Genomic DNA, 15192 nt, shown 5'->3' with positions numbered 1-15192 from the left:
GGGTGCGTCGGGCGCGGTGGGTACGTCGGCCGCCGTGCCCCGGCGGCCGACGCACCCACCGCGCCCGACGCACCCACCGGCCAGGAGAGCGGGGTGGAGCGCGCGGCGGCGGTGCTGAAGCCGAGGATGCGCGGCTGGCTGCACGCCGGTGTGTTCCCGCTCGCGCTGGCCGGAGGCATCGTCCTCATCGCCGTCTCCCGCTCCGCCGCGGCAGTGGTGGCCTGCGCGGTGTACGCCGTGTCGGCCTGTCTCCTGTTCGGTACCAGCGCGGTCTACCACCGCGGAACGTGGGGCCCGCGCGGGGAGGCGGTCCTGCGGCGGATGGACCACGCGAACATCTTCCTGATCATCGCCGGCACCTACACCCCGCTGGCGGTCCTGCTGCTGCCCGCGGACAAACAACTGGTGCTGCTGACCGCCGTATGGGCGGGCGCCCTGGCCGGCATGGCCTTCCGCATCCTGTGGATCGGGGCTCCCCGATGGCTGTACACCCCGTGCTACATCGCGCTCGGCTGGGTGGCCGTCTTCAACCTGCCCGACTTCGCACGCGCCGGCGGCACCGCCGTCGTCGTACTCGTCATCGCGGGCGGCCTGCTCTACACCGCGGGCGCCGTCGTCTACGGACTCAAGCGGCCCGACCCGTCACCAGCCTGGTTCGGCTTCCACGAGGTCTTCCACGCCCTGACCATCGCCGCCTTCACCGCGCACTACACGGCCATCCTCCTGGCAGCCACCTGACCGCGCCGGTTCCGGGCCGAGGCCCAACGCTCCGGGCCGAGGCCCGATGTCCGGTATCCAGTGTCCGATGTCTGATGTCCGGGTGTCCGGTGTCCGGTGTCCGAGCCGAGGCACCTCCGTATCCTGGACGGCGACATGCCCCAGCCGGGCTCAGGCGCTCACGCCACCTCGAGTCGTCGGCCTTCACCGAACAACCGCTGGGGGAAACGTGGCCGCGCGGTGAACCAGGCTCGCCGTCTCCTCACCTCACTGTCGGTGAACCTGCTGATCGGCATACCGACGGCGGCCCTCGTGGCGTGCGCCCGCTGGTACGCCGAGTACGGTCACTGCTCGTACGACGACCTGGGCCGCCCCGACCTGGACCAGTGCACGTACGACCAGATCGAGAGCAGCGGCTTCGCCCTGTTCGGCCTGGTCGCCTCGGCGCTGGTGGTGGTGAGCCTGGTCGTCCTGTTCGACGTGGTGAAACCCCTGAGAGCGGGCCACCCGCTCACCCACCGCCTCCTGACCCTCCCCGCGGCCCTGCTGCCGTATGCGCTCCTCATGTCCGCCGCGTAGCCCCTCAGCGGCGAAATCGCTGTCCGCCCGCCGGAGCACGGTGACGGACAGTCCGAGTGGTGATGACGATGACTCCCCGGACGAGCAGGGAGCCGATCTCAGGGCGGTCCGCCGCCAGTCGGAACCGTTCGCCTGATCACCCGCACCCCGCGACGCGGCGACCCGCACCCCGCACCCGTCGGCCCCGCGCCGCCCCCGTCAGCGGTCGTCAGCCCCCGTCAGCGGTCGTCCGGCTCGTCCCGTGGGACCAGCGTGACGCGGTGCAGGTTGCAAGCGTGGGGGGACGGTGCCGGGGCCGTGACCGGGCCCTGGGACAGGTGGGCCTTGAGGGCGACACTGACCAGGCTCATCAGCAGGTCCACGTCCGTGTCGCAGTCGAGGTGGACGGTGACCCAGCGCGAGCCGGGCACCACGCGCACCGCCGTCGACTCCATCAGGTCGGAGTGGATCCTGAGGATGGCGGGGACGGTCAGATGCAGGTCCACGTCCCGGTCGGAGTGGAAGTGGAGGATCTCGCTGTGGGCGGAGCGCAACGCCCGTCCTGCGCCGCAACTGGCCTGTCCCGTACTGAGGTCGGGCCAGACTTCCAGTCGCTCCATGGCGCGCTCGGCCAGAGTCATGGGGCCATGGTGGCTCGCACACCGCCCGGCTACCAGGGGTTGAGCCAAACGTAACCGGGGCGTGAGGTCATGATCGCGGGCTGTGCGTCGCCTGTGACGTTTCCGTCACCGCCTGCGCTGTGAAATCAACGTGCGCACGGAATTCGAACGCGCGCACGCACGATATGGGGCCGACCGTTCCTCGTACCGCCCTTCCCCTTCCGGCCGTTCCACCGCCCGCCGTCCCGCGTTCCTCGTGTCCCTCGCCACCGTCCCCGCCGTCGCCCTCACCCTCCCCGCGACCGCCCACACACAGAACGCGGCCGACCCGACCGGCGCGGCCGACCCGACCGCCACCGCCGAGGCGACCGCCCTCACGCTGCCCGCCCCGGCCAAGTACGTCCCCGTCCAGGACACCCTCTACGCCGCTCCACCCGCCTACGATCCCCGTCCATGGCCATGTTCGTGCACCTGACGTCCGCCGCCCACGCCCCCCGCATCCGCCGCTCCGGAATCCGCGCGGCGAGCGAGGGGCAGGGCGGCGCCCGCGGCGTGTTCTGCTTCCCGGTGCTCGCCTCGCACACGCTCACCCATCAGTGGCTGCGGGAGCTCGCCCGCTTCGGCAGCCGGGGCGGGCTCGTCGCCGTGCACGTCCGGCTGGACGACACCCAGGAGGTCCTGGTCGGGCGGTATCCGGACCGGCGACGGGGCAGGCAGGAGAGCGTCGTCGCCGCGGAGGCCGTACGGCGGATCGCGGCGCTCGACGACCCGCGCGGCTGGGAGGTCTTCGTGCCGCGCGCGATCCGTCCCCGCGAGGTGCACCGGATCCGCAGCGCACCCCAGGTGGCGGGCTGGCGGTATCTCCCCGACGCGCACGGCACCCGCCCCTGCACCTGTCACGGCTGCCGGATACGCGGCGGATACGGCGCCCGGCGCCTGCGCGAGCGGCTGCCGCACCCCCTGGACGGGCCGCCGCCCCCGGTGCGGACGCTGCTCGCGAGGATCAGCGAGGCCGGGGACCCCGGTGACCCGGCCGCCCTGCGCGAGACCCTGCACTGGTTCGGGACGCGCCGCAGGGGCCCGCTGCCCCGCCTGGTCCCGCTGGCCGCCCACCCCGACCCCTCCGTACGGGAGGCGCTGGTGTGGGCGGTCGCGGGCTGGCGTACACCGGGGGTCGCCGCCCTCCTGGACGCCCTCGCGGACGATCCGGACGACGACGTACGCGAGGCGGTGGCGGCGATCCGGGAGGACGACCCGGACGACGACTAGGGCAGGGCTGTCCCCAGCCGCGTCACCACGGCGCCCTCAGTGGTCCGAATACCCGATGTCCCCGATCGTCCACGCGCTCACGTCCTCCAGGGCGACCCGGTACATGCCACCGGTGTCGGGGATGCCGAAGTTTCCCTGAAGGATCCGTGCGACGTGGAAGTGCAGGTGGGTGGGCCGGTCCGCCCGTGGCTCGGGGGGCCTGCCGGTGCCGTCCGGCCGGGTGAACACCGAGGAGAAAACCGCGAGTTGATCGGAGGCCTCGAGAACCTCCGCCACCCGCTGCTTCCACAGCGTCTCCGGTGCCAGCCGGCCTGTGATCACGGCTCCGGGGATCACCACGGTGAGGGACATCCGACTGTTGTGCTCAGACTCGACCCTTGCGGCGATGTCGGCGAGCAGGTCATCAGCGTGCGCCATGAGTGAGGAGCCTACTCGGTGGCGGGTCCGCTCCGCCCGGGGGCGGCCTGCTGGACCACCTCGAAGGACCACAGCGTGGCGCCCGAAGCGGCCGGTTTCGGCCGTTCGCCGCCCTCGGTGGCGTCGCCGTCCCCGGTACCGCGGCCGCCCTCGGCACCGCCGCCTCCCCCGCCGCGGTGGGCGGCCTGTCCCTGCCCGGACATCCAGTTCTGGAAGTCCTCCTCGCTGCGCCAGCGCGTGTAGACGAGATACGTGTCGGTGCCCTCCACCGGGCGCAGCAGTTCGAACCACTCGAACCCGTCCGAGTTCTCGACGGCACCCGCCCGCGCGGCGAACCGCTTCTCCAGCGTCTCGCGCTGTTCCTCGGGAACGGTCAGCACATTGATCTTGACGATGCTCATGCGCCCATTGTCCGCCGTCCGCGGGAAGGACGCCCACCGGCCACGCGTCGGGATGATCGGCCAAATATCTGATTCGTCATCATTTTCCTTGCGGCGTAACGGTGTTCGAACCAAGCTGTGATCCATCTGTGCACCCTGATTCGGGAGGGACCGTCCGTGCCGCTGCACGCCCCATTCGTGAGACTGGCCGTCACCGCGCTCGTCGCCACCCTGTTCGGCCAGTTACTCGCCGGAACGGCCACCGCCGCGCCACAGCCCCCGGCCCCTGCCACCGCAGGCGCGGTCTGGGAGCCCTGCGCGTCCCCCTCCGGCGAGGGCACCTTCGAGTGCGCGACGGTCCAGGTCCCGGTGGACTGGAAGCGCCCCCGCGGCGCCACCCTCGACCTGGCGCTCGCCCGCCACCGCGCCACCGACCCGGCCCGCCGGATCGGCTCGCTGCTGATCAACCCGGGCGGTCCGGGCGGTTCCGGCGTCGGCTTCGCCTTCAGCGCGCCCGACTCCTTCTCGCCCGCACTGCTGGAACGGTTCGACATCGTCGGCTTCGACCCGCGCGGCGTAGGTCTCAGCAACCCGGTGAAGTGCGACAGCGACCGGGTGGCCGACCAGAGCGCCCTCCTCTACCCCGACAGCGCGGCCTCCTTCACCGCCCTGCGGGCCGCGAACCGCGCCCTCGGCGAGAGCTGCCGAGACCTGACCGGCCCGCTCGTCGACCACATGGACACCGCGAGCGTCGTCCGCGACATGGACGCCATCCGCGCCGCGCTCGGCGAGCGCCGGATCAGCTACTACGGCGTCTCGTACGGCACCGGCATCGGCCAGCAGTACGCCGAGCGCTACCCGCACCGCGTCCGCGCCATGACCCTCGACTCCAACATGGACCACAGCCTGGACCGCTGGTCCTACCAGAAGACCGAGACGGTCGCGATCGAGGAGTCCTACGGCCAGTTCGCGAACTGGTGCGCCCGTACGCCGTCCTGCGCGCTGCACGGCCGGGACGCCCGCGCCCTGTTCGGCTCGCTGCTGGACCGCGCCGCAGCCGGTGAACTGGTCCTGCCGGGCGACCCGCCGTACACGGTCACCCCGCAGGACATCCAGTCCGTCGCCTTCGGCAGCATGTACGACCCGGCCGACTGGTTCGTCTTCGCGGCGGACCTGGCCGCCCTGGACGCCTCCGACCCCGCCGCGGCCCGGTCGCTGCGGGAGCGCGGCGAGCCCACCGAGTTCGCGTACCTGCCGGTGACGTGCCAGGACTACGACTTCGACGTGCCCTCCTACGCCACCCTCGCCCGCTACGAGCGCGCCCTCGCCCGCGTCGCCCCCGTCACCCGCCTCAGCTCGCTCGCCTGGAGCGACCTGACCGGCTGCCAGAACTGGCCGACCGAGGTCACCAACCCGCCGCACCGGCTCGACGTCGACGGCACCCCGCGGATCCTCGTCACCAACAGCCGCTACGACGTGGCCACCCCGTACTCCTGGGGCTCCAACGCCGCCCGCCAGATCGGCCGCGAGGCCGCGTTCCTCACCTACGACGGTGTCGGCCACGGCGACTACTGGCTGAGCCCCTGCGCCCGCGACGCGATCGACACCTACCTCCTCACCCTCAAGACCCCCCGCAAGGGCGCCCACTGCCCCGCGGTCTGGCCGACCGGGCCCACCGCCCAGCGACAGTCCGGCAACCTGGTGAACCCGCTCCCGACCCTCGTCGGCACGGGTCGGCACCGCTGAACCACCCCGGGACCCCCACCCCCGGCCGCCCGCGAAACCAGCACACCCGTACGAGCGCTGACGTTAGGTTGACCCCATGGAACAGGGTGGGGAACCGCGACTCTTCTCGAACCGGTGGGCTGCCGCGGGCGGCCGGGGCGGCGACACCCCCGTGCGGCCGCGCGACTCCTGCGCGTGCCTGGTGCGCGGCCCCGACGCCGCGCCCCCCGACGTCCACTTCCACGCGGACCGCCAGGACACCTCCGCGCCGGGCTGGCTGCACCTCCTCGAACTCGTCGACGAGGCCGCCGCCGACGGCCGAGAGGTCTTCTCCCCGCTGACCGGACTCCCCCCGGAGGAACGCCGGCAGATCATCACCCTGCCCGCGTCCATCGCCCGGCTCCGCGCGGTCCGGCACCTGGTGCTCTACGGCAGCAACCTCGTCCGCCTCCCGCCGGAGATCGGCGCCATGGAGAGCCTGGCGGAATTCGACCCGTACACCTCGTACCGACTGCACTGGATGCCGTACGAGGTGACCCGCTGTCCCGCCCTGACCCGCAGCACGGTCAGCACGCGCGCGCTGTACGGCAACTTCACGTACCGGCCGCCGTTCCCCCGGCTCGCGCCACCGCCATCGGACGGCCGTCCGGGCGAGCTGTACCCGGGGGCGTGGGGCGCGTCGGCCATCACCGCGTGCAGCGTGTGCGCCGGGCCGGTGGACCTGCCCCGGCTCCAGCAGGTGTGGATCTCCCTGCGCGTCGCCACCGACGTGCTCCCCCTCCTCGTCAACGCCTGCTCGCGCGGCTGCGTCGAGGCCCTGCCCACCCCGCCCGACGGCTACGTCGCCACCCCGCACCGTGGCGGCCCCGAGGTCGTCCAGCCGGCGGAGCGTCGGTGACCGGCCCCGGCCGCGACGGCTTCGCGCGGTGGACCCGGCGGTTCGAGGACGAGCGGGAGCGCCGGCACGCCCGGGGCGAGCCGGACTGGGAGCGCGGTGCGACCCTGCACCCGGCGGTGTGGTCCGGCATCCAGCGCTTCCAGGTAGGCGAGGACGGCGACGGCGCCAACCTCGTCGCCAAGGCCGACCGGGCCGCCGACCCTGACTACGCGCAGGCGGTCCGGCTGTTCGTCGCCGAGGAGCAGAACCACGCCCGCCTCCTCGCCCTCCTGCTCGCCGCGGGCGGCAGGCCGACCCTGTCGGGCCACTGGTCCGACACCGTCTTCGTACGGCTGCGGCGGCTCATGGGGCTGCGCCTGGAGCTGCTCGTGCTGATGATCGCGGAGGTGGTGGCACTGCGGTACTACCGCGCCCTGCGCGACGGCAGCGACGACGCGCTGACCTCGGACGTCGCCGGCCGGATCCTCGCCGACGAACAGCGCCACGTCCCCTTCCACTGCGAACGGCTGCACGCCTCGCTCGCCGAGCTGCCCCGCCCGGCCCGGCGCCCCGTGATGGCGTCCTGGCGGCTGCTCCTGCTCGCGGTGTCCCTGGTCGTCGCCGCCGACCACGGCCCGGGACTGCGCCGGCTCGGCCTCGGACGCCGGCGCTTCGTCGCCGACGTCATGGCCTCCTCGGGCGAGGTGGTTTCCGCGGTGCTCGCACCCGTCAGCCGGAGCGCCGGCCCGAACCAGACCCCGAATGCACGTTCGAATGTGAGCGGGAAGGGGAATGCGAAGACGGACTCGGCTCGTCGCTCGCCGCACGGCGGTACTCGGCGTTGATCCGCCGGGCCTCCTCCAGCTGGTCCTCGAGGATCACGATGCGGCACGCGGCATCGATCGGGGTGCCCTTGTCGACCAGCTCGCGGGCGCGGGCGGCGATCCTCAGCTGGTAGCGCGAGTACCGGCGGTGGCCGCCCTCCGACCGGAGCGGGCTGATCAGACGTGCCTCCCCGATGGCCCGGAGGAAGCCGGGCGTGGTGCCGAGCATCTCGGCCGCCCGGCCCATCGAGTACGCCGGGTAGTCGTCGTCGTCCAGACGACCGCTGAGCGGGTTGTCTGCTGTCATGTCACCTCGTTGATCGCCGCGTAAAGGGACCCCGCCGCACTCCGGCTCCTGGGCCCCAGAGGAGATTCAACACCGTCCACCGGTCGTCCCGCCGTGCCGGTCCGCCCTTACGGGTACCCAGCCTGGCGCACTCCCGCCTCCGGCCACCGCTGGCCGGGCATGCGCAAGGGCCCCGCCGACAGCTGTCGACGAGGCCCTTCTTCGCAGGTGGGAGGCGGTTTCCCGGCCCTACCCGCACACGCCCGCAGGCGTGGTCCATCCGGTCTTGCTAGGCCGCCGAACCGAAGGCGGACCGACGCTGGCCACGGCCACGCGAGGACGACGCGTCACCGGCGGACCGGCCGCGCTCGCCGCCGCCCTGGCCGCGCTCGCCACCGCCGCCGCCACCGCGGCCGCGACGGCCACGGGAGGACGAGCCACCCGAGGACGCGGAGCGCCTGGGGCGCTCGACGACCGGCGCGGTGATCACGACGGGGATGCCGGACGGGGCCTGAGCACCGGTGATACGGGTCAGCTCCTCCTCGCCCGAGCGGACCGAGGTCACCGTCGCGGTCACCCCGGCCATGGCCGTCAGACGGCTCATGGCGCGACGCTGGTCCGGCGTCACGAGGGTGACGACACTGCCGGACTCGCCCGCACGGGCCGTACGGCCGCCGCGGTGCAGGTAGTCCTTCGGGTCAGTCGGCGGATCCACGTTGACGACCAGGTCGAGGCTGTCGACGTGGATGCCGCGCGCGGCCACGTTGGTCGCGACGAGCACGGTCACATGGCCCGTCTTGAACTGGTCCAGCGTCCGGGTGCGCTGCGGCTGGGACTTGCCACCGTGCAGCGCCGCGGCGCGCACGCCGTTGTTCAGCAGGTGCTTGGTCAGCCGGTCCACCGCGTGCTTGGTGTCCAGGAACATGATCACGCGGCCCTCGCGGGCCGCGATCTCGGTGGTTGTGCGCTGCTTGTCCGTGTCGTGGACGTGCAGGACGTGGTGCTCCATCGTGGTGACCGCACCGGCCGACGGGTCGACGGAGTGGACGACCGGGTCGGAGAGGTAGCGGCGGACCAGCCGGTCGACGTTGCGGTCGAGGGTGGCCGAGAACAGCATCCGCTGCCCGTCCGGCTTCACCTGGTCGAGCAGCGCGGTGACCTGCGGCATGAAGCCCATGTCGGCCATCTGGTCGGCCTCGTCGAGGACGGTGATGGCGACGTCGTCGAGGCGGCAGTCGCCCCGGTCGATGAGGTCCTTCAGCCGTCCCGGCGTGGCGACGACGACTTCGGCGCCGCCCCGCAGGGCGCTCGCCTGGCGGCCGATCGACATGCCGCCGACGACGGTGGCCAGCCGCAGCCGCACGGAGCGGGCGTACGGCGTCAGCGCGTCGGTGACCTGCTGGGCCAGCTCGCGGGTCGGTACGAGGACCAGCGCGAGCGGCTGACGCGGCTCGGCGCGCAGGCCCGCCGTGCGGGCCAGGACGGCGAGGCCGAAGGCGAGGGTCTTGCCGGAGCCGGTGCGGCCACGGCCCAGGACGTCACGGCCTGCCAGGGAGTTCGGCAGGGTCGCGCCCTGGATGGGGAACGGGACGCTCATGCCCTCACTGGCCAGCGCGGCCGACAGCGGCGCGGGCAGGCCCAGGTCGCCGAACGACTCGACGGCGGGCAGCGGCGGCGTGATCGTCTCCGGCAGCGCGAACTCGCCCTGCTGCGCCATCGGCCGGCGGCCGGAGCCGCCCTGCGGACGACGGGGCGCGGAGGAGCGGCCGGCGGAGGAGCGCTGCGGGGCGCCGCCTCCGGAGCGGCCGTAGGAGCGGGCGCTGGAACGTGCACGGTTCATGCGGGGGACCTTCCTTGATGCGGGCGCGTATCAAGGAATTCCCGGAGCACATGAAAGGCGCGGAGAATTGCGAGAACGAGCCGGAGGGGGTGGGGCCGAAACAGGTGGACGGGAAACATGACACCGTCCTGCGGGAAATCAGGTCATCCCGCGCGGCGCCCGGAAAAGCGGCGAGCCGGGGCCCGCACCCCACGGTGCGGGCCCCGGCTGCGACGTTACGCGTCAGGCAGGGTCAGGCGGGAACGATGTTCTCCGCCGTCGGGCCCTTCTGGCCCTGCGCGATGTCGAAGGTGACCTTCTGGCCTTCCTGAAGCTCACGGAAGCCCTGGGTCGCGATGTTCGAGTAGTGAGCGAAGACGTCGGGACCGCCGCCGTCCTGCTCAATGAAGCCGAAACCCTTTTCGGCGTTGAACCACTTCACGGTGCCACTGGCCATTTTATTCTCCTTCGAGGGACGGTTCGGAGTCACCCTGTGTGCCTCCGGTCGCCGTGATGATCACCCCGACGGAAAAACCTTCTGGCAACCACAACTGCAACTGATGACGACAGTAGCACGGTGCGTTCGGCCGAGTGCGCGCGACCATTTTGCCTGGTGAGACGCCTGCGGGAATACTCGTCGGAGGCTGCGCCAATTTCTCATCTGGCGACCACAGATATTGCTCCACAGGCACTCCCGCATTCCTGTGGGCACCAGCGACCACAGCCCTGTGACCTCCCACGACGGCTGCCACGGCCACCTCCCGGAACGGCTCCGTCGCATGCCCGTACCGCCTCCCACTGCGACGAAGGACACATTCACGGTGAACATGCGTCCGATCCGTGGACCCCGTAGTCCCGCCGGTGGAGTCCGTACCCCTTACGTACTGCGTTCTGAGTAGGGGCGATTGTCGGCAGACGCACGACGACAGGCAGGAGGCCGGGCGGCGAGTCTGGGCCGACAGTCGGCACCAGATGCGGAGACCCCAGTCGTGGCAACTTTCCTCTATCGCGTGGGCCGCCTGGCCTTCCGGCGGCGCTGGTACGTCGCCCTTGTCTGGGCGGCGGTCCTCGCCGCCGTCGGGCTGGGCGCCGTCAAGGCCCCCGGCGCCGCCGACGAGCAGTTCTCGATGCCGGGCATCGAGTCCCAGAAGGCCTTCGACCTGATGGAGGAGCGCTTCCCCGGCGCCTCGGCGGACGGCGCGACCGCGCGGGTCGTGTTCGTCGCGCCGGGCGGCGAGAAGGTGACCGCGGCCGACAACCGGCGGGCCGTCGAGGACGCCGTGGCCGACCTGGCCGACGGACCACAGGTCGCGAGCGCCGCCGACCCGTTCGCGGCACAGGCGGTCAGCGAGGACGGCACGACGGCGTACGCGACCGTCACCTACAAGGTCACCGCGAACGAACTGACCGACGACAGCACGGCCCGCCTGGACCGGGCGGTCGAGGAGGCCCGTGCCGCCGGACTGACCGTCGAGGCCGGCGGGGACGCCCTGGAGGAGGCCGGCGGGCCGGGCGGGATCGCCGAGGTCATCGGCGTCTCGATCGCCGCGGTCGTCCTGCTCGTCACCTTCGGTTCGCTGGCCGCGGCCGGTCTGCCCCTGCTGACCGCGCTCATCGGCGTCGGCGTCAGCATGGCCACGATCATGGCGCTCTCCGAGGCTCTCGGCCTGTCCACGACGACCGGCACCCTGGCGATGATGCTCGGCCTGGCGGTCGGCATCGACTACGCCCTGTTCGTCGTCTCCCGCTACCGGGAGGAACGCGGGCGCGGCCGTACGCCGCAGGAGGCGGCCGGTCTCGCGGCCGGTACGGCCGGGTCCGCGGTCGTCTTCGCGGGCCTCACCGTCGTCATCGCCCTGGCCGGGCTCGCCGTCGTCGGCATCCCGATGCTCACCAAGATGGGCCTGGCCGCGGCGGGCGCGGTCGTCGTCGGCGTTCTGATCGCGCTGACACTGGTGCCGGCGTTCCTCGGTTTCTGGCCGAACGCCGTGCTGGCGCGCAAGGCCCGCAGGAGCGGCCGTGTCGACGACGGCGGCGCGGACAACGGCGGCACCCGCTGGGCGCGGTTCGTGCTGCGCCGCCCGCTGCCGGTGCTGCTGCTCGGCGTGGTGGGCCTGGGTGCCCTCGCGCTGCCGGTGGCCGATCTGCAACTGGGCATGCCGGGCGACGAGGCGAAGGCCACCTCGACCACCCAGCGCCGGGCCTACGACGCGATGGCCGACGGCTTCGGACCGGGCTTCAACGGGCCCCTGACCGTCGTCGTCGACGCCAAGGGCGACGCCGACCCGAAGGCGGCCACGCAGACCGTCGCCGACCGGATCGGCGGCACCGAGGGCGTCGTGTCCGTCTCCCCGGCCCGCTTCAACGAGGTTGGTGACACCGCCGTCTTCTCGGTCGTACCGTCCACCGCGCCGACCGACGAGCGGACCAAGGACCTCGTCAAGACCATCCGGGGGATGCGTCCCGGCGTGGAGACCGAGACCGGCGCGACCTTCGAGGTCACCGGCAGTACGGCGCTGAACATCGACATCTCCGACAAGGTGCAGGCCGCGCTGGTCCCGTACCTGATCGTCGTGGTCGGTCTGGCGATCCTGCTGCTGATGGTGGTGTTCCGGTCCCTGCTCGTCCCGCTGAAGGCGGCCTTCGGCTTCCTGCTGTCGGTGCTGGCCTCCCTCGGCGCGGTCGTCGTGGTCTTCCAGCATGGCCACGGTGCCGGCGTCCTCGGCGTGGAGCAGACCGGCCCGATCATGAGCCTGATGCCGATCTTCCTGGTGGGCATCGTGTTCGGCCTGGCCATGGACTACGAGGTCTTCCTCGTCTCCCGGATGCGCGAGGCGTACGTCCACGGCGAGCGGCCCGGCCAGGCGGTCACCTCCGGCTTCCGGCACAGCGCCCGGGTGGTCGTGGCCGCCGCGCTGATCATGATCGCCGTCTTCGCCGGGTTCATCGGCGAGAAGGACTCCATGATCAAGATGATCGGGTTCGGGCTGGCCGGAGCCGTTCTCTTCGACGCCTTCGTGGTCCGGATGGCGATCGTGCCCGCCGTGCTCGCCCTGCTCGGCGACAAGGCCTGGTGGCTGCCGAAGTGGCTGGACCGGATCCTGCCCTGCGTCGACGTCGAGGGCGAGGCGCTCAGCCGGCGGCCCGAGCAGGAGGGCGACCCTGACCCGGCCCGTGAGCCGGACCCGGCCGGTCTGGAGCCGGCGCGCACCTGAGGGTGGCCCCACCCCGCTTCCCCCGACGGGACCGTCCGTGGTGAACGCCACGGACGGTCCCCTCGCCCGTCGACGGCGGCGGAGGTCACGATGAACACAGCACCACCGACCGGAGGGCCGATGCCCGATGAGCAGCAGTCTTGAGCGCTACCAGGACCGCCTGGAGAGGTACTCGGGCCGCGTCGGCAAGTACGCGGACCGCCACCCCCGGCTCATCGACCTGGCGGTGGTCCTCTCGCTGATGGGCTGTGTGAGCCTCGGCAGTTCCCTCACCATGCCCGGCGTCTCCCCGCCCGACCACGGGGGTTCCGGCACCGCCCTCATGGGTGTCTCCTGCCTCGCCCTGCTGCGCTACCGCAGCCACCCGCGGACCGCCGTCGTCGTCACCGCGGTCTGCACGGTGATCGCGGTCGGACTCGGGTATCTGGTCACCCCGTTGCTGCTGGCCCCGATCATGGCGGCGCTCTACTGGCTGGCCATGCTCACCGATCCGAAGACGACCCGCGCCTTCGGCGTCGCCACGACCGTGGCGGTGACGGCCGCGGCCGTGTTCTCCGACAGCATGGACGAACTCTCGCTGCTGCTCAGGACCATCGGCCCGTTCTTCTGGCTGATGCTGCCGCTCGCCGCCGGCAACATGACCCGGCTGCGGCGCGCCTACCTCCACGCGGTGCAGGCCCGTGCCGAGCACGCCGAACGCACGAGGGAGGAGGAGGCCAGGCTGCGCGTCACGGAGGAGCGCATGCGCATCGCCCGTGAGCTGCACGACGTCGTCGCCCATCATCTGGCGCTGGCCAACGCCCAGGCGGGCACCGCCGCGCACCTGGTGCTGACCCGTCCGGAGCAGACGAAGAAGATCCTCACCGACCTGACCGGCACCACGTCCTCCGCGCTGCGCGAGCTGAAGGCCACACTGGGGCTGCTGCGCCAGAACGACGACCCGGCCGCCGATCCGCTGGAACCGGCGCCGGGCCTGGCCCGCCTGCCCGAGCTGGTCGCGTCGTGCGAGTCGGCGGGGCTCACGGTCACGGTCACCACCGACGGGGAGCCCCGGCCGCTGTCGCCGGGGGCGGACCTGACCGCGTTCCGGATCGTGCAGGAGGCGCTCACCAACGTGACCAAGCACGCGGGCAGTCAGTTCGCGCGGGTCCGGCTGGTGTACTCCGGGTCCCGGCTGGTGATCACGGTCAGCGACGACGGTCCGGCGAGCGCCCCGCCGCCCGCGACCGCGCCGGGCCGCGGCTTCGGCGTCCTGGGCATGCGTGAACGCGCCCACTCCATCGGCGGCGAACTCCGACTGGGTCCACGCCCGGAGGGCGGCTTCGAGGTCACGACGGCCCTGCCGCTGATCCCCGAAGCCTGACCGTGCGTCCGGTCTCCCTAGAGGCCGAACTCCTGTGCCGACAGGCCCAGTACCGAGCAGGCCTCGCGCAGGACCTGCTCCTCGGCCGGTGCGACGTATCCGTCCGCGCCCGCGATGACGAAGCCGGTCTGGATGACGGCTCTGGCCTCCGTCGGCTTCTTCGCGGCCTTGGCGATCTCCTGGAGAACCTCGGCCTTGCCCTGGGGGAAGTCGAACGCCAGCCGGTCGACGTGCTTGTTGAAGCGCTGGCGCAGTTGCTCGGACGGGAAGTTCTGCAGGACGTCGTTGTTCACGATGAGCGATTCCACGTGCTGGCGCTCGGTCGGGTCGACGTTCCCGTCGGCGGCGGCGACCAGCGCGCACATGGCCATGCTCGCGTCGCGGTACGCCCCGCTCTTCAACTCTGTCTTGAGGGAGGTGAGCTGGGTCTTGAGCGTGCTCACCAGCTGGGCGCGCGAAGCGCCCGACCCTCTTGAGGCCGGCTGCCCGTGGCCGCCGGTGCCCCGTGCTCCCTGTGCCTGCTGGAGGCCCTTGGCCTGGTCCTTGATCCGATCCCACATCGCCACGCGCGCCATCCTCGGCTTCAGCCCTGTCGTTCCGGTCCGACGCGCATGTAACACGCGTCACCCTGCCAACGGCCGCCGGACCGGTGAAGTTCCACGGCACGGCACAGCGCGGGCAGGGTGATGTCGTTCGCTCGCTTCTACACGTCTCGCGGGTCGGGGCCGCCGAGCATCTCCGACGCGGACTGCATGGGGCTGAGGGTGCCGGCGCTCACGGGCGCGGCCTCCTCGGGCAGGCCGTGGCAGGTGAAGCCGAGGCGGCGCATGGCCCGCACGACCTCGCCGCTGCTGAAGTCACGGCGGTCCTGCCGGGTGACGACCTCGCCGACCTGCTTGACCGGGTAGCGGCGGCGGCCGATGGTGACGGACTCGCCGGTGATCAGCTCGGGCGTGACGCCCGCCATCGAGGCCAGGACCCCGCTCTTGGTCAGGTCGAACGGGTACCGGGCGATGACACAGCGCATGTTGCCTCACAGAGCGAAGAGAAGGGACTGACCCGGGGAGACGGGAAGCAGGGAAGGCGGGGACTACGAGGGATACGGGGAATGCGGGGAACCAC

At 72.1% G+C, this 15192-nt stretch carries 17 protein-coding genes; 9 read left to right on the top strand and 8 right to left on the bottom strand.

Features of this window, described 5'->3' with window-relative positions; translation table 11 throughout:
* Positions 1 to 126 precede the first annotated feature (126 nt).
* Together P1P75_RS31455 and P1P75_RS31450 are read left to right on the top strand one after the other, a co-directional pair.
* Positions 127 to 738, top strand: a complete 612-nt coding sequence (locus P1P75_RS31455; protein WP_319261951.1) for a hemolysin III family protein — start codon at positions 127 to 129, stop codon at positions 736 to 738.
* 219 nt (positions 739 to 957) lie between these two features.
* Entirely contained in the window at positions 958 to 1296 is a 339-nt protein-coding gene (locus tag P1P75_RS31450; protein ID WP_319261948.1) for a hypothetical protein, read from the top strand.
* A 218-nt stretch (positions 1297 to 1514) separates the two neighbouring features.
* On the opposite strand, the gene P1P75_RS31445 is transcribed toward P1P75_RS31450, so the two are convergent.
* The gene (locus P1P75_RS31445; RefSeq protein ID WP_319261945.1) at positions 1515 to 1916 is read right to left on the bottom strand and encodes a luciferase family protein; all 402 of its coding nucleotides are present in this window, start codon (positions 1914 to 1916) and stop codon (positions 1515 to 1517) included.
* Positions 1917 to 2151: 235 nt separating this feature from the next.
* Between P1P75_RS31445 and P1P75_RS31440 the strand changes: the two genes are divergently transcribed.
* Entirely contained in the window at positions 2152 to 2370 is a 219-nt protein-coding gene (locus P1P75_RS31440; RefSeq protein WP_319261942.1) for a hypothetical protein, read from the top strand.
* Complete coding sequence (locus P1P75_RS31435) at positions 2349 to 3164, top strand: HEAT repeat domain-containing protein (RefSeq protein WP_319261940.1); 816 nt, start codon at positions 2349 to 2351, stop codon at positions 3162 to 3164. Before P1P75_RS31440 ends, P1P75_RS31435 begins: the two co-directional genes overlap by 22 nt.
* Before the next feature lie 36 nt (positions 3165 to 3200).
* Here P1P75_RS31435 and P1P75_RS31430 read toward each other — a convergent pair whose 3' ends face one another.
* Positions 3201 to 3581, bottom strand: a complete 381-nt coding sequence (locus P1P75_RS31430; RefSeq protein ID WP_319261937.1) for a hypothetical protein — start codon at positions 3579 to 3581, stop codon at positions 3201 to 3203.
* Positions 3582 to 3592: 11 nt separating this feature from the next.
* On the bottom strand, positions 3593 to 3982 hold the full coding sequence (locus P1P75_RS31425; protein ID WP_319261934.1) for an antibiotic biosynthesis monooxygenase: 390 nt from the start codon (positions 3980 to 3982) through the stop codon (positions 3593 to 3595).
* A 177-nt stretch (positions 3983 to 4159) separates the two neighbouring features.
* Between P1P75_RS31425 and P1P75_RS31420 the strand changes: the two genes are divergently transcribed.
* The 3 genes from P1P75_RS31420 (at position 4160) to P1P75_RS31410 (ending at position 7408) form a co-directional block, all read left to right on the top strand.
* Positions 4160 to 5707 (top strand): alpha/beta hydrolase, encoded by a 1548-nt coding sequence (locus P1P75_RS31420; RefSeq protein ID WP_319261931.1) that lies wholly within the window; start codon positions 4160 to 4162, stop codon positions 5705 to 5707.
* 76 nt (positions 5708 to 5783) lie between these two features.
* The gene (locus P1P75_RS31415; protein WP_319261929.1) at positions 5784 to 6584 is read left to right on the top strand and encodes a leucine-rich repeat domain-containing protein; all 801 of its coding nucleotides are present in this window, start codon (positions 5784 to 5786) and stop codon (positions 6582 to 6584) included.
* Positions 6581 to 7408, top strand: coding sequence for a ferritin-like domain-containing protein (locus P1P75_RS31410; protein WP_319261926.1), 828 nt, complete (start codon positions 6581 to 6583; stop codon positions 7406 to 7408). Before P1P75_RS31415 ends, P1P75_RS31410 begins: the two co-directional genes overlap by 4 nt.
* On the opposite strand, the gene P1P75_RS31405 is transcribed toward P1P75_RS31410, so the two are convergent.
* The 3 genes from P1P75_RS31405 to P1P75_RS31395 form a co-directional block, all read right to left on the bottom strand.
* Complete coding sequence (locus P1P75_RS31405) at positions 7293 to 7694, bottom strand: MerR family transcriptional regulator (protein WP_319261924.1); 402 nt, start codon at positions 7692 to 7694, stop codon at positions 7293 to 7295. The genes P1P75_RS31410 and P1P75_RS31405 overlap by 116 nt on opposite strands.
* Positions 7695 to 7962: 268 nt before the next feature.
* Positions 7963 to 9513, bottom strand: a complete 1551-nt coding sequence (locus tag P1P75_RS31400; RefSeq protein WP_319261921.1) for a DEAD/DEAH box helicase — start codon at positions 9511 to 9513, stop codon at positions 7963 to 7965.
* Positions 9514 to 9745: 232 nt separating this feature from the next.
* Positions 9746 to 9949, bottom strand: a complete 204-nt coding sequence (locus P1P75_RS31395) for a cold-shock protein (protein WP_319261919.1) — start codon at positions 9947 to 9949, stop codon at positions 9746 to 9748.
* 532 nt (positions 9950 to 10481) lie between these two features.
* Between P1P75_RS31395 and P1P75_RS31390 the strand changes: the two genes are divergently transcribed.
* Both P1P75_RS31390 and P1P75_RS31385 read left to right on the top strand, forming a co-directional pair.
* A complete protein-coding gene (locus P1P75_RS31390) occupies positions 10482 to 12707 on the top strand; it encodes an MMPL family transporter (RefSeq protein WP_319261917.1) in 2226 nt (741 codons plus the stop codon).
* A gap of 127 nt (positions 12708 to 12834) precedes the next feature.
* A complete protein-coding gene (locus P1P75_RS31385) occupies positions 12835 to 14070 on the top strand; it encodes a sensor histidine kinase (RefSeq protein WP_319261914.1) in 1236 nt (411 codons plus the stop codon).
* A 17-nt stretch (positions 14071 to 14087) separates the two neighbouring features.
* On the opposite strand, the gene P1P75_RS31380 is transcribed toward P1P75_RS31385, so the two are convergent.
* On the bottom strand, positions 14088 to 14636 hold the full coding sequence (locus P1P75_RS31380) for a tellurite resistance TerB family protein (RefSeq protein ID WP_319261912.1): 549 nt from the start codon (positions 14634 to 14636) through the stop codon (positions 14088 to 14090).
* Between the two features lie 137 nt (positions 14637 to 14773).
* A complete protein-coding gene (locus tag P1P75_RS31375; protein WP_319261909.1) occupies positions 14774 to 15097 on the bottom strand; it encodes an SCO5918 family protein in 324 nt (107 codons plus the stop codon).
* Positions 15098 to 15192: the final 95 nt, after the last annotated feature.

This window comes from Streptomyces sp. ID05-39B, from assembly GCF_033794725.1.
Taxonomy (GTDB): Bacteria; Actinomycetota; Actinomycetes; order Streptomycetales; family Streptomycetaceae; genus Streptomyces; species Streptomyces bobili.
Note: the sequence above shows the minus strand (reverse complement) of the source record. Positions and strands in the feature narration are given on the sequence as shown.

Bases quoted from the DNA above. Each gene is read 5' to 3' on its own strand.
- P1P75_RS31400 (WP_319261921.1), bottom strand. From the start codon at position 9,513: ATGAACCGTGCACGTTCCAGCGCCCGCTCCTACGGCCGCTCCGGAGGC.
- P1P75_RS31430 (WP_319261937.1), bottom strand. From the start codon at position 3,581: ATGGCGCACGCTGATGACCTGCTCGCCGACATCGCCGCAAGGGTCGAG.
- P1P75_RS31435 (WP_319261940.1), top strand. From the start codon at position 2,349: ATGGCCATGTTCGTGCACCTGACGTCCGCCGCCCACGCCCCCCGCATC.
- P1P75_RS31405 (WP_319261924.1), bottom strand. From the start codon at position 7,694: ATGACAGCAGACAACCCGCTCAGCGGTCGTCTGGACGACGACGACTAC.
- P1P75_RS31375 (WP_319261909.1), bottom strand. From the start codon at position 15,097: ATGCGCTGTGTCATCGCCCGGTACCCGTTCGACCTGACCAAGAGCGGG.
- P1P75_RS31395 (WP_319261919.1), bottom strand. From the start codon at position 9,949: ATGGCCAGTGGCACCGTGAAGTGGTTCAACGCCGAAAAGGGTTTCGGC.
- P1P75_RS31415 (WP_319261929.1), top strand. From the start codon at position 5,784: ATGGAACAGGGTGGGGAACCGCGACTCTTCTCGAACCGGTGGGCTGCC.
- P1P75_RS31385 (WP_319261914.1), top strand. From the start codon at position 12,835: ATGAGCAGCAGTCTTGAGCGCTACCAGGACCGCCTGGAGAGGTACTCG.
- P1P75_RS31455 (WP_319261951.1), top strand. From the start codon at position 127: ATGCGCGGCTGGCTGCACGCCGGTGTGTTCCCGCTCGCGCTGGCCGGA.
- P1P75_RS31425 (WP_319261934.1), bottom strand. From the start codon at position 3,982: ATGAGCATCGTCAAGATCAATGTGCTGACCGTTCCCGAGGAACAGCGC.
- P1P75_RS31445 (WP_319261945.1), bottom strand. From the start codon at position 1,916: ATGACTCTGGCCGAGCGCGCCATGGAGCGACTGGAAGTCTGGCCCGAC.